This window comes from Haloarchaeobius amylolyticus, from assembly GCF_026616195.1.
GTDB lineage: Archaea > Halobacteriota > Halobacteria > Halobacteriales > Natrialbaceae > Haloarchaeobius > Haloarchaeobius amylolyticus.
This window is the reverse complement of record NZ_JANHDH010000001.1, coordinates 1328065-1351021: the sequence shown is the minus strand read 5'-3', so window position 1 is coordinate 1351021 and position 22957 is coordinate 1328065. Positions and strand designations below refer to the sequence as shown.

General features: G+C 67.7%; 24 protein-coding genes. 7 read left to right on the top strand and 17 right to left on the bottom strand.

Annotated features, from left to right (window positions below; all coding sequences use genetic code 11):
• Positions 1-58: 58 nt before the first annotated feature.
• Positions 59-1633 (top strand): N-acetylmuramoyl-L-alanine amidase, encoded by a 1575-nt coding sequence (locus NOV86_RS06930; RefSeq protein ID WP_267640611.1) that lies wholly within the window; start codon positions 59-61, stop codon positions 1631-1633.
• A 3-nt stretch (positions 1634-1636) separates the two neighbouring features.
• On the opposite strand, the gene NOV86_RS06925 is transcribed toward NOV86_RS06930, so the two are convergent.
• From NOV86_RS06925 to NOV86_RS06870, 12 genes are all read right to left on the bottom strand, one after another.
• A complete protein-coding gene (locus tag NOV86_RS06925; protein ID WP_267640610.1) occupies positions 1637-2377 on the bottom strand; it encodes an SDR family oxidoreductase in 741 nt (246 codons plus the stop codon).
• Between the two features lie 101 nt (positions 2378-2478).
• Complete coding sequence (locus NOV86_RS06920) at positions 2479-2739, bottom strand: DUF8015 family protein (RefSeq protein ID WP_267640609.1); 261 nt, start codon at positions 2737-2739, stop codon at positions 2479-2481.
• A 72-nt stretch (positions 2740-2811) separates the two neighbouring features.
• The gene (locus NOV86_RS06915; protein WP_267640608.1) at positions 2812-3795 is read right to left on the bottom strand and encodes a PrsW family intramembrane metalloprotease; all 984 of its coding nucleotides are present in this window, start codon (positions 3793-3795) and stop codon (positions 2812-2814) included.
• An 89-nt stretch (positions 3796-3884) separates the two neighbouring features.
• Positions 3885-4583: a cupin domain-containing protein gene (locus tag NOV86_RS06910; protein ID WP_267640607.1), complete on the bottom strand. Its 699-nt coding sequence runs from the start codon at positions 4581-4583 to the stop codon at positions 3885-3887.
• 78 nt (positions 4584-4661) lie between these two features.
• Complete coding sequence (gene carB / locus NOV86_RS06905) at positions 4662-7868, bottom strand: carbamoyl-phosphate synthase large subunit (protein ID WP_438266707.1); 3207 nt, start codon at positions 7866-7868, stop codon at positions 4662-4664.
• Positions 7869-8124: 256 nt separating this feature from the next.
• Positions 8125-8370 (bottom strand): hypothetical protein, encoded by a 246-nt coding sequence (locus NOV86_RS06900; protein ID WP_267640606.1) that lies wholly within the window; start codon positions 8368-8370, stop codon positions 8125-8127.
• 82 nt (positions 8371-8452) lie between these two features.
• Entirely contained in the window at positions 8453-8983 is a 531-nt protein-coding gene (locus tag NOV86_RS06895) for a DUF5815 family protein (RefSeq protein WP_267640605.1), read from the bottom strand.
• A gap of 75 nt (positions 8984-9058) precedes the next feature.
• Complete coding sequence (locus NOV86_RS06890; RefSeq protein WP_267640604.1) at positions 9059-9439, bottom strand: hypothetical protein; 381 nt, start codon at positions 9437-9439, stop codon at positions 9059-9061.
• 71 nt (positions 9440-9510) lie between these two features.
• Complete coding sequence (locus NOV86_RS06885) at positions 9511-10377, bottom strand: DUF7847 domain-containing protein (RefSeq protein ID WP_267640603.1); 867 nt, start codon at positions 10375-10377, stop codon at positions 9511-9513.
• 40 nt (positions 10378-10417) lie between these two features.
• Positions 10418-10831 (bottom strand): DUF7124 domain-containing protein, encoded by a 414-nt coding sequence (locus NOV86_RS06880; protein WP_267640602.1) that lies wholly within the window; start codon positions 10829-10831, stop codon positions 10418-10420.
• A 93-nt stretch (positions 10832-10924) separates the two neighbouring features.
• Positions 10925-11155, bottom strand: coding sequence for a DUF7979 domain-containing protein (locus tag NOV86_RS06875; protein ID WP_267640601.1), 231 nt, complete (start codon positions 11153-11155; stop codon positions 10925-10927).
• Between the two features lie 93 nt (positions 11156-11248).
• A complete protein-coding gene (locus NOV86_RS06870) occupies positions 11249-12499 on the bottom strand; it encodes an NAD(P)/FAD-dependent oxidoreductase (protein WP_267640600.1) in 1251 nt (416 codons plus the stop codon).
• A 168-nt stretch (positions 12500-12667) separates the two neighbouring features.
• Here NOV86_RS06870 and NOV86_RS06865 point away from each other — a divergent pair, with 168 nt between their 5' ends.
• Positions 12668-13261, top strand: a complete 594-nt coding sequence (locus tag NOV86_RS06865) for a DUF6149 family protein (RefSeq protein ID WP_267640599.1) — start codon at positions 12668-12670, stop codon at positions 13259-13261.
• A gap of 474 nt (positions 13262-13735) precedes the next feature.
• Here the strand turns inward: NOV86_RS06865 and NOV86_RS06860 are convergent, their stop codons facing one another.
• Positions 13736-15106, bottom strand: a complete 1371-nt coding sequence (locus tag NOV86_RS06860; protein WP_267640598.1) for an NAD(P)/FAD-dependent oxidoreductase — start codon at positions 15104-15106, stop codon at positions 13736-13738.
• Between the two features lie 268 nt (positions 15107-15374).
• Here NOV86_RS06860 and NOV86_RS06855 point away from each other — a divergent pair, with 268 nt between their 5' ends.
• From NOV86_RS06855 to NOV86_RS06845, 3 genes are read left to right on the top strand one after another with little or no spacing between them, the layout of a single operon-like run.
• Positions 15375-16256 (top strand): homoserine kinase, encoded by an 882-nt coding sequence (locus tag NOV86_RS06855; RefSeq protein ID WP_267640597.1) that lies wholly within the window; start codon positions 15375-15377, stop codon positions 16254-16256.
• A 40-nt stretch (positions 16257-16296) separates the two neighbouring features.
• Positions 16297-16599 (top strand): hypothetical protein, encoded by a 303-nt coding sequence (locus NOV86_RS06850; RefSeq protein ID WP_267640596.1) that lies wholly within the window; start codon positions 16297-16299, stop codon positions 16597-16599.
• Positions 16600-16603: 4 nt separating this feature from the next.
• On the top strand, positions 16604-16972 hold the full coding sequence (locus NOV86_RS06845; RefSeq protein WP_267640595.1) for a hypothetical protein: 369 nt from the start codon (positions 16604-16606) through the stop codon (positions 16970-16972).
• A 213-nt stretch (positions 16973-17185) separates the two neighbouring features.
• Here NOV86_RS06845 and pdxS read toward each other — a convergent pair whose 3' ends face one another.
• A complete protein-coding gene (gene pdxS, locus NOV86_RS06840; protein WP_267640594.1) occupies positions 17186-18094 on the bottom strand; it encodes a pyridoxal 5'-phosphate synthase lyase subunit PdxS in 909 nt (302 codons plus the stop codon).
• A 170-nt stretch (positions 18095-18264) separates the two neighbouring features.
• Between pdxS and NOV86_RS06835 the strand changes: the two genes are divergently transcribed.
• Both NOV86_RS06835 and NOV86_RS06830 read left to right on the top strand, forming a co-directional pair.
• Positions 18265-18570 carry a CGCGG family putative rSAM-modified RiPP protein gene (locus NOV86_RS06835; RefSeq protein ID WP_267640593.1) on the top strand — a complete coding sequence of 102 codons (306 nt, stop codon included), beginning with the start codon at positions 18265-18267 and terminating at the stop codon, positions 18568-18570.
• Between the two features lie 75 nt (positions 18571-18645).
• Positions 18646-19380 carry a DUF1405 domain-containing protein gene (locus NOV86_RS06830; protein WP_267640592.1) on the top strand — a complete coding sequence of 245 codons (735 nt, stop codon included), beginning with the start codon at positions 18646-18648 and terminating at the stop codon, positions 19378-19380.
• Here the strand turns inward: NOV86_RS06830 and NOV86_RS06825 are convergent, their stop codons facing one another.
• The 3 genes from NOV86_RS06825 to NOV86_RS06815 all read right to left on the bottom strand — a co-directional run bounded on the left by NOV86_RS06825 (position 19381) and on the right by NOV86_RS06815 (position 22898).
• Positions 19381-19803, bottom strand: coding sequence for a hypothetical protein (locus NOV86_RS06825; protein ID WP_267640591.1), 423 nt, complete (start codon positions 19801-19803; stop codon positions 19381-19383).
• Between the two features lie 75 nt (positions 19804-19878).
• Positions 19879-22494, bottom strand: a complete 2616-nt coding sequence (locus tag NOV86_RS06820; protein ID WP_267640590.1) for a valine--tRNA ligase — start codon at positions 22492-22494, stop codon at positions 19879-19881.
• Positions 22495-22724: 230 nt separating this feature from the next.
• A complete protein-coding gene (locus tag NOV86_RS06815) occupies positions 22725-22898 on the bottom strand; it encodes a hypothetical protein (RefSeq protein ID WP_267640589.1) in 174 nt (57 codons plus the stop codon).
• Positions 22899-22957 lie beyond the last annotated feature (59 nt).

The following is a 22957-nucleotide window of genomic DNA, read 5'->3' as shown; positions in this document are numbered from 1 at the left end:
CCGGTGTAGAACTTTCCTCCCGTACCGTTTTGCTTAATCCGAATCTCTGGATGGTTGTATGAAACGACGCGACTTCCTGTCCTCCGGGACGAGCGTGCTCGCGACCGGCGCGCTCCTCTCGGGCGCCGACGCGGCCACGGCAGCGACCAAGCCAGCGATGGAGTGGGACCCGGCCCACTACAGCAACTACAGCGACGCGAGCCGCACCGCCGGGGACATCCGGTGGGTCGTCCTGCACACCATCGAGGGCTCGGCGAGTGCGGGCATCAGCTGGTTCAAGAACCCGGACTCGGACGTGAGTTCGCACTTCGTGGTCGACGCCGGCGGCGCCATCACGAAGATGGTGAACGTCGAGGACGTGGCGTGGACGAACGGGAACGGCCCGTACAACGACACGGCCATCAACATCGAGATGGCCGGCTACGCGGGCGAGACGGACTTCTCGGAGGGGCTGTACCAGGGCGTCGCCGACCTCGTCGCGTACCTCTGTGACACCTACGGGGTCGCGGTGCGCCACCCCACCTACGACATCGCGCCCTGCTCGGCCTACGACGGTGACGGCGGCATCATCGGGCACGAGCAGATTCCCTCGCCCTACGACTGTTCTGCGGTCACCGGGGGCAAGACCGACCCCGGCAGCACGTGGAACTGGGACTATCTCGTACAGAAGGTCGGCGGCCCGACGACGGCACCGACGTTCAGCATCGGTGAGGACGTTGTCTCGACCGCGAGCGTCAACGTCCGCTCCAGCGCCGAGGTCGCGGACAACGTGAAACACACCCAGCCCGCCGACGAGCTGGGGACCGTCGCGAGCGGCTACGTCACCAACGACGGCTTCACCTGGTGGTGGGTCGAGTGGGCCAACGGCGTCGGCGGCTGGTCCGTCGAGGAGTACCTCGGGTCGGCACAGGGCGAGGAGAGCGACGCGGCCTTCCTCATCGGCGAGGAGGTCCACCCGACGACGGACCTGAACGTCAGGACGGGCGCCAGCACCAGCCACGACGTGGTCGGCGTCGTCTCGAGCACGGACGCCGGCTTCGTCAAGGACGGCTACGTCACCGCCGACGGCTACACCTGGTGGGAGGTCGACTGGCAGGACGGCCCGCGGGGCTGGTCGGCCGAGGCGTACCTCGCGGCCGACACCGGGACGGGCGGGAGTGGTCGCGAACCGAGCACGGACTTCACCATCGAGACGGACCTGACCCAGCCCGTGGACGTGACCGGCGCCGAGATCGACGACGCCATCGCGGCCGAGCGACCGGACAGTCCCCTCGTCGGGCTCGGGGACACCTTCGTCGCCGTTCAGGAGGAGTACTCGGTCAACGCGGTGTACCAGGCCGCCCACGCCATCCACGAGTCGGCGTGGGGGACGAGCACCATCGCGCAGGACAAGCAGAACCTCTTCGGCTGGGGGGCGGTCGACTCCGACCCCTACGACGGCGCGAAGTACTTCGACACCTTCGCGGACTGCGTCTGGTACGTCATGGGCGAGGTCGCGGACCGCTACCTCGAGCCGGGCAACTGGCGCTACAACGGCCCGCACCTCGAGGGGATGAACGTCTACTACGCGACGGACGAACGCTGGGCGGAGAAGATAGCCGACCACTACCGGACGCTGGCGAGTACCATCTAGGCGTCACAGGGGAATCGAGTAGTCAGAGCGCGTGGCGACGAGGCCGGTCTCGGGGCCGCGCCAGTCGAACTCGACCACGTCCTCGACGCCGCCGGGGGCGCTCTCGGGGCCGACGACCTCGAAGGTACGGTTGCGGGCCTCCGGCGTGGTCAGGGCGGCGACCATCAGCCAGGCCACGTCGGCCCGGCGGACGCTCCCGGACACCGTGGCACCGCCCTCGGCGACGACGAGGTCCTGTGTCATCTCGCCCTCGCGCAACCGGCCGGGTCGGATGATGGTGTGTGGGAGTTCGGACTCGCGGAGGTACTTCTCCGTCTCGTGCTTCGCGCGGAGGACGCGGTAGCGGAGCAGGCGCTCGGGGAGCGAGAGACCGCCCTTCGAGTCGCCGACGCCGAGGGCCGACTCGAAGACGAAGTACGACACGTCGTGGTGCAACGCGGCGTCGACGAGTCGCTGGACGCCGTCGCCGTCGACCGGCCGCCCGTAGAGGAACCGTCGCCGCGGGGACCCGACGGCACAGAGCACGCCGTCGACCCCGTCGACCGCGCGCAGGGCGTCGTCCCGGTCGAAGAGGTCGCCGACGACGACCTCGTCCGCCCCGTGGCGCCGTAACCGCGACTCGTTCTCCCCGTGGCGTGTCATGGCGCGAGCGGTGTAGTCGGTCTCTGCGAGGTAGTCCAGAATGTCGATGCCGGTCTCCCCACTCGCGCCCGCGACGAGGAGCCGGTAGCTATCGTGTGTCACTGTACCATGCTACGGACTGGTGTATGTTAACCGTTCCGCGCCCGGCACACTCGGCCGAAAGAACCGCCCGACTGCATCCGGAATCGGGGCGCAGAACCGGGTCAGCCGCCGGCTCCGCGGCGGCCCTGGCGCGGCGGGTTGACGAACAGCGCGTCGAGGAGCGCGAGCAGACAGACGACGCCGGCCATGCCGACGGTGGTGGTCGTCGACGCGTCGGTGACGGCCGACCAGCCCGCCGCCGCGACGAACGAGAGCGGTATCACCGCGAGGACGAGGTCGTACCGCGACACCGCGGCGGCGAGGTCGCGTGTGGTCGTCAGCGATGCACGGTCATGCCTGTACGCGGTTTCGTCGCGCTGCATCGTCACTCACCATCGGGTACTATGGGTGCAGTCCACAAAAATTTGAGGGTTCGAGAGACACTCGATGGTGCTCTAGTCGGCGCTAACTGCGTTACTCTGGTTCTCGGCCGCCACCTCGTCGTAGGCGTCGCGGTAGCGAGAGAGCTTCCGGTAGAGGAAGTACCCGACGAGGCCGTCGAACGCGAGCACGAAGGCGACGAAGCCGATGCCGCCACCGAGGGCGTCGTACGGGAGGTTCGAGACGAGCGAGTTGTACGTCGCGTGGATGCCGGCGGCCAGCAGCAGGCCCTTGACCACGATGGGGCCGCGGTCGTCCGGGTTGAACTTCGCCAGCCCGAGGTAGTAGCCCGCGATGGCCGAGTACAGCACGTGGCCCGGTCCGACGAAGGCGCGCTGGGTCGCGGCCGACAGCATCTGCTCGAAGCCGCCGCTCATGGCGAGCGTGCCGGACTCGAACAGCCCCTTCGAGATGTACAGCGCGTTCTCGATGGTGGCGAAGCCGAGGCCGGCGACCGCCCCGTACACCGCCCCGTCGATGACCGCGTCGAAGTCGTCGCTCCGGTAGGCGTGCAGGCGAACCGAGAGCCACTTCACCGTCTCCTCGATGGGGCCGACCACGAGGAAGAAGAACACGACCATGCCGACGAACGGCAGGGCCGTCACGACCGGTTGCAACGCGCCGTTCAGGGTGGCCGCGAAGCTCGCGAACAGCACGGACAGCAGGAACGTCACCGAGAGCGGCCAGATGGGCTCTCGCATCGTCGGGTTCCCGTACCAGATGGCGCCCGCGAGCAGGAACGCGGGGACCACCGAGAGGACGGTCAACAGCCCGAGCGTGGGTCGGTAGACGAGCGCCGAGGCGACCAGCCCCAGCTGGGCGACGAACGTCACCACGGCGAGCAGGATGACGGCCCACCTGGCGCTGCGCTGGAGGCCGCCGTGGACCGTCTCCGCGACCGCGTCGAGCCTGGTCCGGGACTCCCACCCGGTCACCTCGTACCTGTCGGGTCCGCCGTTCGATTCGATCGGGTCGTGTTGTCTGTCGCTCCCCGCCATTCACGCCCAGATTCGACGTTCTGCGGCGTAGTAGCCCGGCCAAGACAGTTACCCTGCGCAGGGGGCACAGCAATGGCGGAGTACCCGGCTCACAGGCTCGGCTGTTCGACGGTCCGTCTCCAGTACCCGGGGTCGAGATAGCGCGCGTCGACGGCCTGCCGGCCCATCGCTCTCGCGAGGCGTCCCACGGTCGCCCAGAGGAAGCGCTGGACGGCGACGGGACCCATGTCGATACGTGTCCCGTCGCTGATGTACTCCGAGAACAGCAGTCCCTGGAAGAGGTCCGGTTCGGCGTAGGAGCCGTCGCGGCTGAAGACCCCCTCGTGGTCCATCCCGAAGAACGAGAACTGGACCTCGACCGTCTCGAACCACGGGGGCTCCACGTAGAACGAGACGTAGCCGTCGGTGTCGTTCCGGAAGTAGTGCTCGCGCCCCGGGTCGACCGTGATGTCCTCGCCCGGGCCGAGGCGGTGTTCCTCGCCATCGACGACGAGTGTCACCGGTCCCTCGAGCGCCCGGAAGTACTCGGAGCCGTTGCTGTGGGCGTGTGGCGGGAGTTCGAGCGCGTCGGGGCCGAGCCACACGAGCATGGCGGGTACGTCCGACCCGTCACGGGCGGGGTGCTGCGCGATGGCCGACCACATCTCTGCGGCCGGACTCGACGCGAGTGGATACGGCGACTCGGCGAACGCCGTCGCCGCCGGTCCGTCGGGGTCCATCTGGAGGGCTGGGCCATCGACCGGCGTGCCGTCCTCGTCGAGTGGACGGCCGGTCGTGATAGTTCCCATACAGAACGACAGCCAGAGAAGTGGTATAACTCCGGTGGGTGATATCTCACCGACAGGAGAGCGTCGGTCGGGCCGTCGTCAGTTCTGCTCGGGGGTGCCCCACTTGCCGACGGTGCGCGGGCGGTCCTGGACCGCCATCACCTCGAGGTCGCCGTCCTTCGCGGCGAGGCCGTCGAGGTAGGCCTCGGCGCTGGCGACCGTCGTGATGTAGGGGACGTCCTCCTCGACCGCGGTCTGGAGCGACTCGAGGTCGTCGCTGACCAGCAGGTCGACCTTGCCCTCCATGAGTGCCCGCTCGCGGTCGTCGAACGCTGCGACCTCGAAGAACTCCTCGTAGCCGTCCACGTCGAGGTCGACCACGGCGGTGCCCTCCTCGACCGCGTTCGAAGCGGCCTGCTGGGACTTCCAGTAGGCCATCCCGAAGTCGCTCGCGGTGCCCATGACCTCCCCCGTGGACTTCATCTCGGGGCCCAGCCGCGGGTCCGAGTTCGGCAGGCGGTCGAACGGCAGGACGACCTCCTTGATGCTGGTGTGCTCGGGGATCTGCTCTTCGGCCTCGAGGTCCTCGATGGACTGGCCGGCCATGACCTTCGCGGCGAGCTTGGCGATGGGGACGCCGGTCGCCTTCGAGACGTAGGGCACGGTGCGCGAGGAGCGCGGGTTGGCTTCGAGCACGTAGACCTCCCCATCCTTCACAGCCAGCTGGACGTTCATGAGGCCGACCGTCTCGAGTGCCGTCGCGAGGTCCTCCGTGACCTGCCGGACGCGGCCGAGCGTCTCCTCGTCGAGCGAGCGCGGCGGAATCATACACGCGGAGTCGCCGGAGTGGACGCCGGCGGTCTCGACGTGCTCCATGATGCCGCCGATGAGGACGTCCTCGCCATCCGAGACGGCGTCGACGTCGAGTTCGACGGCGTCCTCGAGGAAGTCGTCGATGAGGATGGGCTTGTCCGGGGAGACGCGGACCGCCTCCTCCATGTAGGTCGTCAGCTCCTCGTCGTCGTAGACCACGTCCATCGCACGGCCACCGAGGACGTAGCTCGGGCGGACCAGCACCGGGTAGCCGATGTCGTGGGCGAGGTCGATGGCCTCGGCCTCGCTGGTCGCGGAACCACCCTCGGGCTGGGCGATGCCGAGTTCGTCCATGAGGCGGTTGAAGCGGTCGCGGTCCTCGGCGAGGTCCATCGCCTCGACGGAGGTCCCGACGATATCGCAGTCGAGGCCGCGGCGGTCGATCTCCGCCTGGAGGGGCTCACCGATGTCGACGGAGGTCTGCCCGCCGAACTGGATCATCACGCCGTCGGCGCCGACCGCCTCGATGACGTCGGCGACCTCCTCGGCGTTGATGGGTTCGAAGAACAGCCCGTCGGAGGTGTCGTAGTCCGTCGAGACCGTCTCCGGGTTGTTGTTGACGACGTGGGCGTCGATGCCCATCTCGCGCAGGGCGCGGACCGCGTGGACCGAACAGTAGTCGAACTCGACCCCCTGCCCGATGCGGATGGGGCCACCGCCGACCACCACGACGCTCTCGACGTCGTGGTCGACCTTCAGCTCGCCCGCGGCCGCCTCGCCCTCGTACGGCCCGGTGTACCACTCGGGCTTGCGCGCGGAGTAGTAGTACGGCGTCTGGGCCTCGAACTCGCCGGCACAGGTGTCGACCTGCTTGTAGGTGCGCCCGGGGACGTTCTGTTCGATGGTGTCGACGGTCTCGCCGGTCGCGGCGGCGATCTGGGCGTTGGTGTGGCCGGTGATGGCGGCGGCGGTGAAGTCGCCCTCGGCCGCGGCGTCGTAGGAGTCGGCGACCTTCTTGAAGCGCTCGACGTACCACTCCTCGATGTCGGTCAGCTCGATGACCTTCTCGACGGTGTAGCCGCGGTGGAACGCCTCGAACATGGCGTAGGGGCGGTCCGGGCTGGGCCGTTCGAGGTACTCGGTCTCGAGTTCGTCGTCGGAGACGTCGGCCCACTCCACGTCGGGGTCGTACTCCGAGGAGCGCAGCGCCTTGAGCAGGCTCTCCTCGAAGGTGCGCCCGATGGCCATCGCTTCTCCAGTACTCTTCATCGCCGTGCTGAGCGTGAAGTCCGTCTCGGGGAACTTGTCCTTGGGCCAGCGCGGGACCTTCGTGACGACGTAGTCGATCGCCGGCTCGAAGGCGGCCGTGGTCTGGCCGGTGATCTCGTTGGTGATCTCGTGGAGGCGCTTGCCCAGTGCGACCTTCGCCGTGACGCGGGCGATGGGGTAGCCGGTCGCCTTCGAGGCGAGCGCGGAGGAGCGGGATACGCGGGGGTTCACCTCGACGACGCGGTACTCGCCGCCGGGGGTGCCGTCGTCGCGCCAGGCGTGCTGGATGTTACAGCCGCCCTCGATGCCGAGTTCGCGGATGACCTTCAGCGCGGAGTCGCGCATCGCCTGGTGGCCCTCGTCGGGGATGACCTGGCTGGGCGTGACGACCGTGGACTCGCCGGTGTGGATGCCCATCGGGTCGATGTTCTCCATGTTGCAGATGATGATACACGAGTCGTCGGCGTCGCGCATCACCTCGTACTCGAGTTCGACCCAGCCGGAGATGGACTCGGTGATGAGGACCTCGCTGTTGCGCGAGAGGCGCAGGCCCTTGCGGACGCGGCGCTTGAGTTCGTCCATGTCCTCGACGACGCCGGAGCCGCTGCCGCCGAGGGTGTAGGTGGTCCGCGAGATGACGGGGAGGCCGCCGACCTCCTCGACCGCCGCCTCGACGCGGTCCGCGATGGCCTCTTCCGAGAGTTCGGCGACCGTCTCGCCCTCCTCGAGGGTGATGGTCGTCGACTTCGGCACGGGCTCGCCGATCTTCTCCATGCGCTGGCGGAAGAGGTCGCGGTCCTCCGTCGCGTAGATGGTGTCGAGCGGCGTGCCCATGACGTCCACGTCGTACTCGTCGAGGACGCCCTCCTCGGACAGCTCGGCCGTGACGTTCAGGCCGGTCTGGCCGCCGAGGCCGGCGATGACCCCGTCGGGGCGTTCCTTCTCGATGATCTCCGCGATGGCCTCCGTCGTGATAGGCTCGATGTAGACCCGGTCCGCCATGTCCGGGTCCGTCATGATGGTCGCGGGGTTCGAGTTGACGAGGACGACTCGGGCCCCCTCCTCCTGGAGTGCGCGACAGGCCTGCGCGCCGGAGTAGTCGAACTCCGCCGCCTGGCCGATCTGTATCGGGCCGCTGCCGATCAGGAGGATAGTACGTCCGTCGTCGGTGTCGTCCGGTGTCCCGCCGGTCATGGTTATCTTGTTCACTGCAAATTCGTACATCGTAATAAGCCCCACGATAGACTACGAGAAACGTAACGGCTTTTCGAAATTCGAACTTGCGAGTCGTTCGCACGGTCCGGCCCGGTCGTCCGGGGCGCCCACGCGGCCGAACCGGGCCACGCGCGCACTGCGCTCGCGAAGACACAGTACGAGAACGGACACCACGCTGTCGGTGGCGGCAGTACTGGCGCGCCAGCAGCGAAGACCGTCGGCTGCCGGGCACGGAGCAGTCGGCGCGGGAGAACCAGTCAGGGCGTCAGTCCGATGGGTCCGGTTCCTGTTCGTCGAGGAGACGGTACTGGTAGGGCTGGTCGCGGATGACCTCCACCTCCCCTCGTTCGGCGTACCGGCCGAGGATGGTCGCGACGCGGTGGGCACTCTCGATGTCCTCGCCGTGTTCCTCGAGAAGCGCGACGATCTGCCGCGCCGACAGCGGTTCGTCGGCGTCCGCCTCCGCGAGAACGGCCCTGATCCGTTCGAACTCGCTCCGGCGGGATGACATACGAGACGACAGTACGTCCATCAGCATAAAACGCGGGCAGGACAATGCTGGCTAGTGACACACTCACGGGGGCGAGCGCCCGCTACAGCGCCGAATCGTGCTCGCTCGTGAACTCGCGCTGGGCGCGGTACTGCTCGACGAACTCGGCCACGTCGAACTCCAGCATCTGGCGTTCGAAGTCGCTGACCGCGTCGTCGTCGTCGGCGTGGCTGATGGCGTGTTCCATCAGCTCGACGACCAGCTCGACGATTATCTCGTGGAGGCGGCGCGAGTCGAACTCGGTGAGCCATATCATCGAACAGCCGATGGTGCCGTCGTCAGAGACGTCGGCGCTCGCGACCTTCTCCGGGAACTCTTCCATCACGATGCCCATCAGGTGAGGCGTCCCGAACTCGCCGAAGTCGTCGGCTGTCTCGACCGTCTCCTGTAACACCGCGACCAGCGACTCCGGGAAGAACCGCGACGGCGGGTGGACGTCCATCACGACCGCGTAGCGTTCACCGTCCTCGACGTACTCTCGCATCCCGAGGTCGATGTCGCTCGCGGCCACGGTCGGCCCGTCGGGGAGCGACAGTTCGGTTCCGGACCCACCCGGAACGCGTGGTTCAGCCATGCCTGTCCCTCCGGGACCGGCAGTGAAAAGTGCCGCGCTCTCGGGAGAGCGCGTCGGTCGGGTCCGACCGGCCACCTACTCGTAGATGGGGCCGTCGTCGTACTCCTCCTCGAGTTCGGGGTCGTCGCTCGCCTCCGCGAACCGTCTCGCGGCCTCGTCCTCGTCGTCGATGTCCTCGTCATCGCCGGCTGCCCCGTGGTCGCCCGCCTCACGACCTGTCTCGTCTTCCGCATCGTCGCCGGCCGCCTCGCCGTCGTCGGCCGTCTCGGCTTCCTCGGATTCGTGCCCGTCGTCCTCCCCGTCGACCTCGACCTCGACGTCGACCTCTATCTCGACGCCACCGACGCTCAGCTCCGCCTCGGCCTCTTTCACGTCGCCGGCCTCGATCTCCAGTTCGTCGGAGTCGACCTCGACTTCGACCTCAACGTCCACCGTGACCTCGGTGTCCTCGGACATAGCTGGACCCACTCACGACGGTGACAAAAGTCCACGCCCTGCAGAACACCGCCCCGCGACCCGGCCCCGGCTCAGGGGAGCAACTCGGGGTCGACGTCCGCGAGGTCGTCCGCGGGCCCCTGCCCGGCCGCAGTCGCCCGGAACTGGTCGAACACGGCCGCGGTGAGTGCGACCGTGAAGACGGTCGCGATGCTGGTGACGCCGACGCCGGCGACCCGGGCGAGCGGCGAGATGGTCGCGACCCGCATCACGAGGTCGGTCTGGTCCGCGGACTGTGCGAGGAGGCTGCTGACCGCGGTCGCGGTGATGGATGCCGCGACGGCCACCGCCGCGAGCACCAGGACGAACAGGAAGGCGTCGAGGCGGTTGCCGGCCGTCAGCGACCAGCTCCGGCGCAGCCCCGCGAGCACGTCGTCGCCCTCGATTGCGATGGCCGCGGTGACGAAGTACAGGCCCAGCGCGAGGACGACACCCGGGAGAACGAACAGCACCAGCCCGCCGGCGACGAGCACGGTGAACAGCACCGAGCCGACCACCGCGTGGGCGGTCCGGGTCGGCAGGCCGGCGACCGCGGTCCGGGGCACGGCCTCGGTGAACGAGCCGCTGAACGTCCGCAGGCCGACGACCGTGACCGCGATGCCGAGGACCGCTGCGGCCAGCGCGAGCACGGCCCCGACCCAGTGCGGGACTGCTTCGGAGAGTCCGAGCGCCCCCCGCGAGACCGCCAGCTGTCCCCCGTCGAGCAGCGTCGCCGGGGTCGTCTCGAGCGCGTCGGCGAGGCCGCGCCGGAGCCGTCGCTGCAGGAACGCTCGTTCGGTGTCGAAACCGACCGCGGAGAGCAACTGGACGAGGAACGTACAGCACGCGAGCGTGGCGCCAGCACGGGTCGCGGTGCGCTCGACGGCCGTCACGACCGCGTCTTCGAGGTCGATACCCATCGCCGCCGAGTAGCGTGACCGGCGAGAAATAGCTACCTGTCTACGGCCAGTCGTCGCGGGTCGCTTCCTCGGTCTCTGCCTCCTCGTCCTCGTCGGAAAGCTCCCAGCCGGCCGCCTCGGCCGCGTCCTCGACGGGCAGGTACTCCCAGCCGGCGCGGTCGGCCAGGTCGGCGTCCTCCTGGGTCGTGCTGACGAAGACGTGGCGGTCGGTGTCGAACTGCTCGCCGACGCTCTCGAGGCTCTCCTCTTTCCCACGGGGGCCGGAGAAGAAGTCCTGTCTGATGCGGTTCTTGCGGGTGAAGTTGGTCACGACGTACGTCGGCTTGTCGGAGACGACTCCCACGTACTTGCTCCAGCGCCGGGCGTCGTCGAAGACGTGCTCGGGGTCCGCGAGCGCCTGCAGTGCAGACAGCTCGAACGCCAACGTCATCGTTCCATCGTTGCCGCCGTTCATGCCAGAGGGTCACCTCGGCGGGCGGAAAACGGTATCGGAAAACGTCCCGGCGTGGGCCGGCGGCCTCTCGGGTAGGGGTACCTCTGGTCCGTCTCAGCGACGCTCGACCCGCAGGTAGTCAGTGAACACGATGATCTCGCCGTCGGCGAGATCGGGTGCTGGCGGCCCCTGGAGCGCATTCGGTCCGTCGTCGTCGACGAGTTGTATCACCTGGTCGTACGCGTCCTCCGACAGCTGATCGACGTGTCGGACCGTCGCGTCCGCGGGAACCGATTCGACTTCCGTGAGGCGGAGGATGCCCTCCGCGGTTTCACTGACTGCCATGGGCCATGGTATGGTATGGCACACATGGGCTTAAAGATTCCTCTGCCTGTCGTGAATCTCCGGGACGGCGAGAAGACGAGTCGGGGTCCGCGGCTACTGTTCCTGCGCCGGCGCCTCGAGCATCTCGGCGTCGAAGTCCTCCTCCAGCAGGACCTCCTTCTGCCCGGTCAGGTCGCGCTCCTCGCGGATGATGCGCTTGAACGTCGACTGGAGCTTGAGGTCGCCGATGAGGACGCCACCGATGAGCTTGCCGTTCTTGAAGGTGAGGCGGCGCCACTCGGTGTCGGAGTACTTGCGCTCGGCGTCGTCGTCGCCCAGGGTCGGGTGGCCGAACGAGACGAACGGGAGGTCCTTGAAGTGCGAGATGGAGTACGAGGAGACGTGGCGGAACTCCTCGGCGCCGTGGCCGTTGACCATGTTCTTGGCGGCGACGGCACCCTGCTTCTTCGCGGAGTCCCAGGAGCCGTTCTGGGCGTGTTCCTCGAGGATGACGTCGTAGAACTTGGTGATGTCACCGGCCGCGTACACGTCCTCGACGTTGGTCTGCATGAACTCGTCGACGACGATGCCGTTGTCCGTCTCGATGCCGGAGCCGCGGAGGAACTCGGTGTTGAAGTTCAGGCCGATGGCGACGCCGACGAAGTCGCCCTCGTACTCCTCGCCGTTGGGGTCGACCGCGCCTGTGACGACGCCGTCGTCGTCGGTGACGAAGTGGTCGACGCCGGACTGGAAGACCGGCTCGACGCCCATGTCGCGCAGGGCCTCGTGGATGATCTCGCCGCCGTCCTCGCTGAGGGCGTAGCGCCACCAGCAGTCACCGCGCATCAGGTACTTCGCGTCGATGCCGCGGGCACCACAGACCGCCGCGAAGTCGATACCGAGGAGGCCGGCGCCGACGACGATACCGGTCGCGGACTCGGACGAGTGGTCCGCGATACCGCGTGCGTCCTGGAACGTCCAGAAGTGGTGGACGCCCTCGGCGTCGGAGTTGTCGACGGGGAGCTGGGTCGGCGTCCCACCGGTCGCGACCAGCAGTTTGTCGTACTCGTAGTCGTCGCTCTCGTGGGTCCGGACGACCTTCTCGTCGGTGTCGACCGTCGTGACGTGGGTGTTGAGCTCGAGGTCGATGTCGCGCTCTTCGTACCACTCCTCGTCGTGGAGGAACAGGGGGTCCTCCATCGGAATCTTGCCTTTCGCGTACTCCTTGATGAGGATGCGGTTGTACAGTGGTTCGCCCTCGTCCGTCAGGACGGCGATGTCAGCGTCGGGCGACTCCTCCCGAAGTGTTTTGGCCGCGGAGCCACCGGCGATACCGTCGCCGATGATGACGTACGACTCACTCATACGCGCAGGCTTCGGTGCGGGGGTTAAAGTCGGTTGCCATTCGAGCGAATCTGCTGACGGGTCCGTCCGTCCACTGTCAGGCGATAACACGCCTGAGCCCGGGGAACTCCGGCCGTCGTGCCGGCGGCGGGACGTTCTTACCCTTCCACTCCCAACCCCCGCCCACGCATGAAGATACGCCAGAACGTCAAGCACTTCGCGTTCAAGACCGCACTCACGGCCCCGGTCATCAGCGACGTGGCCAACGAGAAGCTCGTCGACATGCACACGAGCATCTTCCTGAAGAAGGCCGACGAGGCGCACCGCGAGGACCGCCGCGACCACCTCGACGACTTCTTCGACGCGACGATGGACACCTACGTCGCCGCGCTGGACTACATGCCCGAGGCCGAGGCCCGGGAGATCACCCACATCCAGGCGAACTTCGACTTCTTCAACCACGGCTGGACCGAGATGATGGAGTTCCCCAGCGACGAACTCGACCAGCACTACGACCGCTACGAGTCGTTCTTCCAGGCCTACGGCATCACCATCGACGACCCGCTGGGCGACTTCCACCCCGAAGACGGCATCGCCGACGCCCCCTCGACGCCCGAGAAACTCGACGACCCGGAGCACCCCTACGCCGAGGGTGGCTTCGCGGACGACGTGTACGTCGAGACCGCAGACGGCGACCTGGTCGTCGGCGGCCAGGAGAAGCCCGAGGACGTGGACATCGCGGATGCACCCGGGATGGCGGACGCGGTCGAGGACGAGGAGTGAGCTGCAGGCACCGGGTTCTCCTCAACCGGTTTTGGTCTCAGGACCATGTGCCTTGGTAACGTACAAAATCTTTATCTGCTCCCCACCCCTACGTTAGGATGCCCACCGGGAATCACGGGGGCGCACCGGACGCTTCACGTCCAGATCGAACCGGCCTCATAAGGGTCGGACGAGACGGGCGGAAGTAGGGGTCAACACCAAAGAATCCGTAACAGGATAACGAGGTCACGACTCCGAAGGAGAACCGTACCGGACCAGTGTTCGGCCGCCATGGCGGTCGAAGGTGAAGGCCAAGTATCGGAGTACCTGTAAAGGGACTTCGGGAATATCTCGGCATGCAGGCGAAAACCCTGCCGAAGTCGGCTTCGGTCGACCGAGTCGGTGAAAGTCCGACGAAAGCCAGCTATGGCCGTGTGGTCCGGGGACAACGTTTCCCGTTCGGGTCCAAGCCGTGTTTCTCGGTTTCTACGGAACCTACTCCGCGAGCGACGCCTGTTCCTCGCTCGCGCGTTCCCGCTCCCTGATAGCCGCCGCGTTGCCCGCGATGCGGTCGGCACACGCGTAGCCAGCGACGATACCGCCGTTCAGGCTGCGCTCCGGGTACTGGGCGCGCGAGGCCATCCCGGCGTAGTAGACGCCCTCGGCGACCTCGTCGGCGAGGTCGTAGGGGACGACCATGTCGAGGTAGCCGCGCTCGTACACCGGGGCGGTCCGCGGGTTGCGGGCGGTCTGGACCCAGTTCACCATCTCGGGGTCGAAGTGCGGGAACAGGTCCTGGATGCCGTCCTGCCAGTGCTGTTCGACTTCTTCGTCGCTCATCTGCCAGAGGTCCTCGCTCGGGTCCTGGATGTAGCTCGCGGTGTAGTAGAGGTGCTCACCGCCGTAGCGTTCCTCCGGGATGAAGTTCGTGTGCTCGATGAGCACGCCGAAGGGGGCCTCGTCCTTGATGTTGAGCCAGTACGTGTCCGTGATGGACTCGTCCATGCTCCAGACCGAACAGACCGTGCCCTGGAAGTCGATGTCGCAGGTGTACCCCGTCAGGTCCTCGAGGACGTTCGGCATCGCCGCCACCACGACCGCGTCCACGTCGTGGCTCTCGGTGCCGGCGTCGGTCTCGACGGTCAGCGAGGACACCTGTCCGCCGGCCGTGTCGACCTCGCTCACGCGGGCGCCCGTGGTGACGTTCTCCCGGCCGACCGCCTCGACCAGCGCGTCGATGAGTACGGCGAAGGAGCCGTCGAAGTAGCCCAGTTGCTCGCCCTTGAGCAGGTCGCGCTCGCCGCGGAACTTGATGCGTCCGAGCAGCCACGCCGCCGAGACGTCCTCCTTGCGGCTGCCGAACTTCGCGTCGAGCAGCGGCTCGAAGAAGCTCTCGTAGACGTTCCGGGTGGTGTGCTCGACGACGAAGTCCCTGATGGGGACGTGCTCGAAGTCCTCCAGCCGGTCGTAGGTGTCGAAGGAGGGGATGCCGCCGCGCAGGTCGACCTCCATCGTGAGCATGCCGAGGCGGAACTTGTCGTAGAACGAGAGGTGGGGGTACGCCGCGATCTCCCAGGCCTTGTCCATGGGGTGGACGACGCCGTCGACGTAGTAGGCGTCGGACTTGTAGGGCCACTCCAGCCGGTCGCCGACGCCGAGCTCCTCGGCGAGTTCGACGATGGTCTCCTCGGACTTCGAGAGGTGATGGTAGAACTTCTCGATGGGCTGGCCCGCCGTCTCGTAGACGGCCGCGAGTCCGCCGATGTCCTCGCTCGCTTCGAATATCTGGGCCTCGTAGCCCGCCTGCTGGAGCCGGTAGGCCGCCGCGAGTCCGGCGATGCCGCCGCCGACGATGCCGACAGTCATTACTCCGCCCTCGGAGACGAGTACGAATGTTTCTTTTGGATGCCCCTCAGCCCCGAAGATAGTAGCGAATCCGAACACGTCCGGGTCGGATTTGTGGACACGTACCGACTCACGAGCGCGAATGACCCTCGGTGCAGGCAGGCGGTTCTGGGGTGATTTCGGGGGCTGTCGGGACGACGTCTGGACGAGGAGACCCCGGTCCCCCGGAGCCGCACCCAATCTTGTGCAGTCCGCTAGTTTTTTAGACGGACTGAGCCAAGTCGGGTGCATGCTTACCGTCCGCGCACCGGCGACGAGCGCGAACCTCGGCAGCGGGTTCGACGTGTTCGGCCTGGCCCTCGACGCACCCGCCGACGTGGTTCGCGTGGAGCGGGCCGACAGGACCTCCATCGAGGTGACCGGTGCCGGCAGCCAGTACATCCCCGAGGACCCGGCCCAGAACACGGCCGGCGTCGTCGCCGAGGAACTCGACGCCCCGGCGCGCATCCTCATCGACAAGGGCGTCAGGCCCGCGTCCGGCCTCGGGTCGTCCGCCGCCAGCGCCGCCGCCGCCGCCGTCGCGCTCAACGAGCTGTACGACCGTGGCTACTCCCGCGAGGAGCTCGTCCACATCGCGGCCGAGGGCGAGGCGGTGGTGTCGGGCGCGGCCCACGCCGACAACGTCGCCCCCTCCATCCTCGGCGGCTTCACCATCGCGCGGGACGACGGCGTGACGCAGGTCGACGCGTCGCTCCCGCTGGTCGCCTGCCTGCCGGACCTCGTCGTCTCGACCCGGGACGCCCGCCGCGTCGTCCCGGAACAGGTCACGATGGAGGAACTGGTCGAGACCGTCGGGAGCGCCGCCACCCTCACGGCCGGGATGCACCGCGAGGACCCCGACCTGGTCGGGCGCGGCCTGGCCGAGACGGTCGTCACCCCCGCCCGAGCCGGGCTCATCGAGGGGTACGAAGCCGCAAAGGAGGCCGCACTCGAGGCTGGTGCGACCGGCGTCACGGTCAGCGGCGCGGGGCCCGGCGTGCTGGCCATCTGCCGGTCCGAGGGCGACCGCCGGCAGGTCGCGAGTGCGCTGCTCGACGCGTTCGACGACGCCGGCGTGGACGCCCGTGCCTACCAGACCCGGATCGGCGGCGGTGCGCGCGTCTTCAGGTAGCACCCGAGGTTTATCACGGTCGACCACGTTAGAAAGTGACATGGCAGCTCGTCGTCCGCCGTTCCGGGCCACGGTCGAGCACCGGCCGGTCGAGCGACTCGGCAGGGTCGCCGAGCGCGGGGGTGCGGTCGTCGCACTCCTCGCCGGCATCGTCGCGTTCACCAGCGGTGGCATCCTTCTGACGACGACCGCCGCCGGCCTCGGGCAGCTCCTGGCGGCGGCGCTCGCCCCGGCCGCGACGCTCGGCGGCCTCGCACTGGTCTTCCACTGGGCCGCCGTCGGGGTGGCCGTCGGCGGCTGGTTCCTCGGCCTCGGCTTTATCGTAACCGGCGTCCTGGAATGAGGTGATGGAAGAGGACGCGGCCATCGCCGACGACGCCGCGCTCGCAGCCGTGGCGCTCGCGCTCGCCGTAGCCGCGGGCTTCGCCGTGAGCGTCGACGTCTCGACGACGCTGTTCCTCGCTGCGGCGCTCCTCGCTGTCGTCCTCGAGGTGCTCCTCTCCTCGCGGGCCGAGGCCGTCCGCGGGCTGTGGACGCGACGGGGCGTCCGCAGTGGGGCGCTCGCACTGGTCGTCCTCGTCAGTCTGGTCGGGGCGATGCTCGCGCCGAGGGTCGTCTTCTCGGTGCTCTGGGGCGGGCTCTCGGGCTACCTCGCGCTCGCGGCGCTGGTCCTCGCGGGCTACCTGCCACCGTCGACCGAGTGGTTCGGGAGCTAACCGGCGCTTCGAGCAGGGACAGTGCTGGCGAACAGGCGGAACCTCGCTGGCACCGGGAGTCGTTCCGCGCACCCGCTTTCCTCCCGGTGGTGGTTCGTCAGGGCACGCCGGGGGTGGCCGCCTCCTGCGATATGAACCTTCGTACCGACAGACGCGTCACTCGGCGGTGCCTGTGGGTTCGAGAAACGAGACGAGAACGGTGGTGAGACCTGTCTAGACGCCGCGGCCCTGCATCTTCTCCTCCTCGGGCAGGTCGACGTTGGCGTCGCCCTTCATGCCCTTGCCGATGTTGGAGGAGATCTCGGCGAGTTCCTCGGGGTCGTCCCAGTTGTTGACGGCCTGGACGACGGCGGTGCCCATTGCCTCGGGGTCCTCGGCGCCGAAGATACCGGAGCCGACGAAGATGCCGTCGCACTCGTGGTGCATCATGAGCGCGGCGTCGGCGGGCGTCGCGATGCCGCCGGCCGCGAAGTTGACGACCGGGAGACGGCCCATCTCGGCGGTCTCGTGGACGAGGTCGGCGGGCGCCTCGTGCTCGCGGGCCCACTTCTCGCGCTCCTCCCAGTTCATGCCCTCGAGCTGGCGGATGGCGCCCTTGATGGTGCGCTGGTGGTGGACGGCCTGGTTCACGTCGCCGGTACCGGCCTCGCCCTTGGTGCGGATCATGGCGGCACCCTCGTCGATGCGGCGCAGGGCCTCGCCGAGGTTGCGTGCGCCACAGACGAACGGCGCGGTGAACTCGCGCTTGTCGATGTGGTAGGCGTCGTCGGCCGGGGTGAGGACCTCGGACTCGTCGATCATGTCGACACCGATGGCCTCGAGGATCTCGGCCTCCTTCCGGTGGCCGATGCGGGACTTACCCATGACGGGGATGGAGACCGCGTCGATGATCTCCTTGACGTCGGCGGGGTCGGCCATGCGGGCCACGCCGCCGCGCTTGCGGATGTCCGCCGGGACGGCCTCCAGGGCCATCACGGCGACCGCGCCGCACTCCTCTGCGATCTTCGCCTGCTCGGCGTTCACCACGTCCATGATGACGCCGCCCTTCTGCATTCGCGCGAACCCGCGCTTGACGAGCTCGGTCCCACGCTTGAGGTCTTCGAGGTCTGTCTCCTCAGACATGGCCGCGGCTTAGGTCCGGCTCCACTTAATCAGGTCGGTACGTCCGTCCAACTTGCCGATAGCTTCGCCGTGTCACACACAGCCACCCGTCGACTGGTACCGTCGCACGTGATTGTCGGGGGGTGAGAATCAGCGCACCGGTATACCTGTCGAGATGACGATATAGAGATATGAGTCTCGCCCCTGATTCCGATGCGGCACCGGTCACCGACCACATCCACTACACCTCCTGGTCCGCGAACCTCGAGGCCCCCCAGCACGCCGAGGACCGCGAACTCGTCGTGGCACAGGCCGTCGAGGCGGTCACGTTCACCGCCTCGGGGACGTTCGTCAACCTCGTCACCCACGCGAACCACGGCCACCCCTCGGGCTACCTGTTCGAGGAGCTCGACGCCGTCTTCGGGGACGACATCATCACCGGGTACGTCGACCAGTGCGGCTGCGGTGGCCACGTCACCCGGGTCGTGGTGAAGTAGCGGCCGACGGGACGGGTCGACGACCGGTACCCGGAACCGTCACCGCTATGCGACCCCCGCCCATCGTCCCTGACGATGCGTGGGTTCGACGACGAACTGCCCGACCGTGACTCGCTCCCCTGGTACGTCGCCCCGGTCCCGAAGGTGGTCGAGGACCTCGGACTCCGGCTCGTCTGGCTGGTCGTCGGTATCAACGTCCTCGGGACGGCCTTCGGCTTCTACTACTACGGGCTCGACCCCACCGCGCCGGGCTTCGTCGCGGAACTGAGCCAGTTCGCGCTCGAACCCGTCGCGGCGTGGCCGGTCGTCCCCGACAGCCCCGTCGCCACGCTGTTCATCGCGCTGGCGTTCGGCGCGTGGGCGCTCGGGCGACAGAACGACTACCTGACGGCCCTCGCCTTCTTCGGCTGCCTGAAACTCGGCGCGTGGACGCCGTTCGTCCTGCTGGCGTTCAAGGGCGACTTCTCGTACCTCCACTGGGCGATGTACAACTTCCTGTTCTGGAGCCACCTCGCGATGGTGCTGGAGGGGTTCGTCCTCCACCGCCTCTCCGACTTCCCGGTGCGGGCGGTCGCGGTCGCCCTGCTCTGGTACGGCTTCAACGACATCGTGGACTACTTCGTGCCCATCGTCGGCACCCCACACCACACGCTGATTCCGGCCGAGGAGATCACGAGTTCCGGCGTCGTCCACACCCCCGGGCCGCACCGGGTCGCGGCCGCCGGCGCGGTCGTCCTGACGCTGCTCGCGACGTTCCTCTCGCTGTCGACGCGGGTGAAGAAGCTAGAACTGCGGCTCGACCGCGAGTAATCACTCCTCTCTGTCGTCGCCGATACCTGCCTCCTTGACCTGTCGCTCCGACTGGAGTCGCTCGGCGTCGACGACCCGGCGCGTCTCCCGGTACTCGGGCTCGCGGCCGGCGAGGGAGCGCTCCCGGTCGATGGCGAGGTCGGCCAGCGCGTTCAGGAGACACGGGTCGGTCTCGCAGCGCCGGACCGAGAGCGTATCGCCGGCGACCGGGAGGGACTCCTCGTGAAGCGGTGTATCGTGGACCGCGCAGCACCCACGAGGCTGCTCCCCAGCGTCGCCCGAATCGTCGACCAGCTCGGCTGCTCGTCGCCGCAGCTCGATGGCCGACAGGTCCGCGACGGCGTCGACGCCGAGGACGGCCGCGACCCGTTCACGCTCTGCGTCGGGGAGAGAGCGAACGCGCTCGTCGAACCAGTGTCGCATGGGCTCGACTTCGCGTGCGACGGTGAAAAAGTCGCCTTCGGTCAGGATGGACGCGGGAGAACGAGGACGGCCGACCTACGCGACGATGACGAGCGTGTCCTCGGTCTCGAGCATCTCGCCCTCGCCGGAGTAGGTGCGCTCCTCGCGGACCTCGAACTCGTCGGCGGCCAGCTCCTCGCCGGCGACGCGCATCACGTCACCGTCGAGTTCGTACTCGCCGGCCGCGATGGCCTGGTCGAACTCGCCGACCTTGCCGCCGTACTTCGGGCCGAGCGTCGAGTACTCCAGGCTGATGTCGGCGATCTCGGTCGTGATCTCGGGCGCCTCCGCGAGCAGTTCGAGCTCGCCGACGTGCATGACGCCGCGGATGGCGTCCGCGAAGCCGCCGATGTCGCCGTAGACCTTGACGTGGTCGAGCTCGGCGTTGAGGGGCAGCTGGTGCTCGGACTTGTAGCGCCGGAGCGCGCCGATGACGGCCATCGCGTTCTCGCCGGCGGTGAGGTTCGCCTCGTAGCCCTGCGGTTCGGGCCACTCCTGCAGGTGGACGCTCTCCTCGCCGTGCATGTCGTGCCAGAGTTCCTCCGTGATGTGGGGCATCAGCGGCGCGAACAGTTTCAGGAACGTCTGGTGGGCGGTCCGGAGCGCGTACTTCGTGGACTGGCTGTCTTCCTCGTCCAGCCGTTGCTTGGCGATCTCGAGGTAGTCGTCACAGAACGTGTTCCAGAAGAACGTCCGGAGGGTGTCCCGTGCCTTCGCGAACTCGTACTCGACGAAGTGGTCGGTCAGCGTCTCGACCGTGTCGTCGAGTTCGGCCAGGATCCACTCGTCGAGGTCGTCCAGCTCGTCGGGCTCGGCGACGGCCTCGGGCGCGAGGTGGTCGATGAGCTTCGAGGCGTTCCAGAGCTTGCGCAGGAGCTTCTCGCCCGCGACGATGTCCTTCTCCTTGAACGGGAAGTCGTCGCCGACCGCGGTCGAGGCGGCCCAGTAGCGGATGGCGTCGATGGGGAAGTCCGCGACGACGCGGGCCGGGTCGACGACGTTGCCCTTCGACTTCGACATCTTCTCGCGGTTCTCGTCGAGGACGTGCCCGTTGATCATGACCGCGTCGAAGGGCACCTCGCCGGTGTGCTCGTAGCACTTGACGACGGTGTGGAACAGCCAGAAACTGATGATGTCGTGGCCCTGGGGGCGCAGGTCGGCCGGGTAGAGTTCGGGGTTCGCGAAGGTGAACTCCTCGTTCTCACCATCCCAGTCCCAGCCGGCGTTGACCAGCGGGGTCAGGCTGGAGGTCGCCCACGTGTCGAGGACGTCCTCCTCGGGTTCGAACGCGTCGTGGCCGCACTCGGGACACGAGTCGACCGGCGGGTCGTCCGAGAGCGGGTCGACCGGCAGGCTCTCGCGCTCGGCGACGACCTCGTGGCCGCAGTCGTCGCAGTACCAGACCGGGAACGGAATCCCCGAATCGCGCTGGCGCGAGATGAGCCAGTCCCACTCCAGCCCCTCGATCCAGTGCTTGTACCGGGTGAACATCTTCTCGGGGTACCAGTCCATCTCCTCGCCGGCCTCGAGGTACTCGTCCTTGTGGTCGAGGATCTCGATGTACCACTGCTTGGAGACGCGGAACTCGACGTCGGTCTCACAGCGCTCGTGGACCTGGACCGTGTGCGTGAGGTCCTCGCGCCCCTCGAGGTAGCCCTCGTCGTCGAGGTCCTCGACGATGGCCTCGCGGGCCTCGTGCGTGCTCATGCCCTCGTACTCGCCCGCGAGGTCGGTCATCGTCGCGGACTCGTCGATGGCGACGCGAAGCGGCAGGTCGTGGGCCTGGTACCACTCGATGTCCTTCTGGTCGCCGAAGGTACAGCACATGACGACGCCGGTGCCCTTCTCGAGGTCGACGCGGTCGTCCTCGATGATGGGGACCTCGTGGCCGAAGATGGGGACCTCGGCGGTCTCGCCGACGAGGTCCTGGTTGTCCTCGTCGTCGGGGTGGACGAAGACGCTGACACACGCCGGGAGCAGTTCCGGGCGCGTCGTCCCGATGACGAAGCTCTCGCGCCCGTCGTCGGTCGGCTCGGCGAGGTCGAACCGGATGTCGTTGAAGTGGGTGTGGCGCTCGGCGTCCTCCTGTTCGACCTGCGAGATGGCGGTCTCACACTCGGGACACCAGATGGCGGGCGCCTTCTTGCGGTACTCGCGGCCCTGCTCGTAGAGGTCGAGGAACGAGAGCTGGGAGATGCGCTGGACCCGCGGCTCGATGGTCTTGTAGGTGCGGTCCCAGTCGATGCTCATGCCGAGGTTCTGCATCTTCTCGGTGAACTCGGCCTCGTACTGCTCGCAGACCTCGCGGCACTTCTGCTGGAACTCGCGGCGCTCGTAGTCCTGGTGCTTGATGCCCAGGTCGGACTCGGTCAGTCGCTCGGAGGCGATGCCGTTGTCGTCGTAGCCGAACGGGAACATGACGTCGCCGTCGTGCATCCGCTGGAAGCGGGCCGCGAAGTCCTGCAGCGTGTGGCCGTACAGGTGGCCCATGTGCAGGCTCCCGGACACCGTCGGCGGCGGCGTGTCGATGGCGAACACGGTGTTCGGGTCGACTTCCTCGTCCTCGGGCTGGTACGCGTAGGTCTTCTCGTCGACCCATCGGTTCTGCCACTCCTCCTCTGTCGCCTGGGGGTCGTAGTCTCCTTCTGGCATAGGTGAATCTCGTTGTGCGGTCAGTCGTCCATTCGCCGTTTAATACAATCGATGCAGTCGCGCCTGTGCGATGCGTTCTCTGGTGCGGCTGCTACGCGAAACGGTGGTCGCGCGAGAATCGCCGGGCACCGCTGGCTGGCCTTACGGACGTACTACGGCGGCAGCAGGGTGCTCCATAGGAGAGCATGGTCGACGGTGGGATAAAAAGTCAGCGGTGGCGTGTCGCGGCGTCACGCGACCCGGTCGACGACCATCCAGACGAGCACCATCACGAGGAACGCGAGCCACGTCGCGGTGGTGTCCCCGGTGAGGACGAGGACCAGCAGCATGACCGGCGCGGTGGTCAGCAGGTAGTACTTCCGGTACGCCGGGTTGTTCCAGCCGAAGAGCGAACCCAGACCCATGGCCCGACCGACTGTTTCCCCCGCCAAAGTGTTGGTGGCCCGAGAGCTGGCGGCAGGAG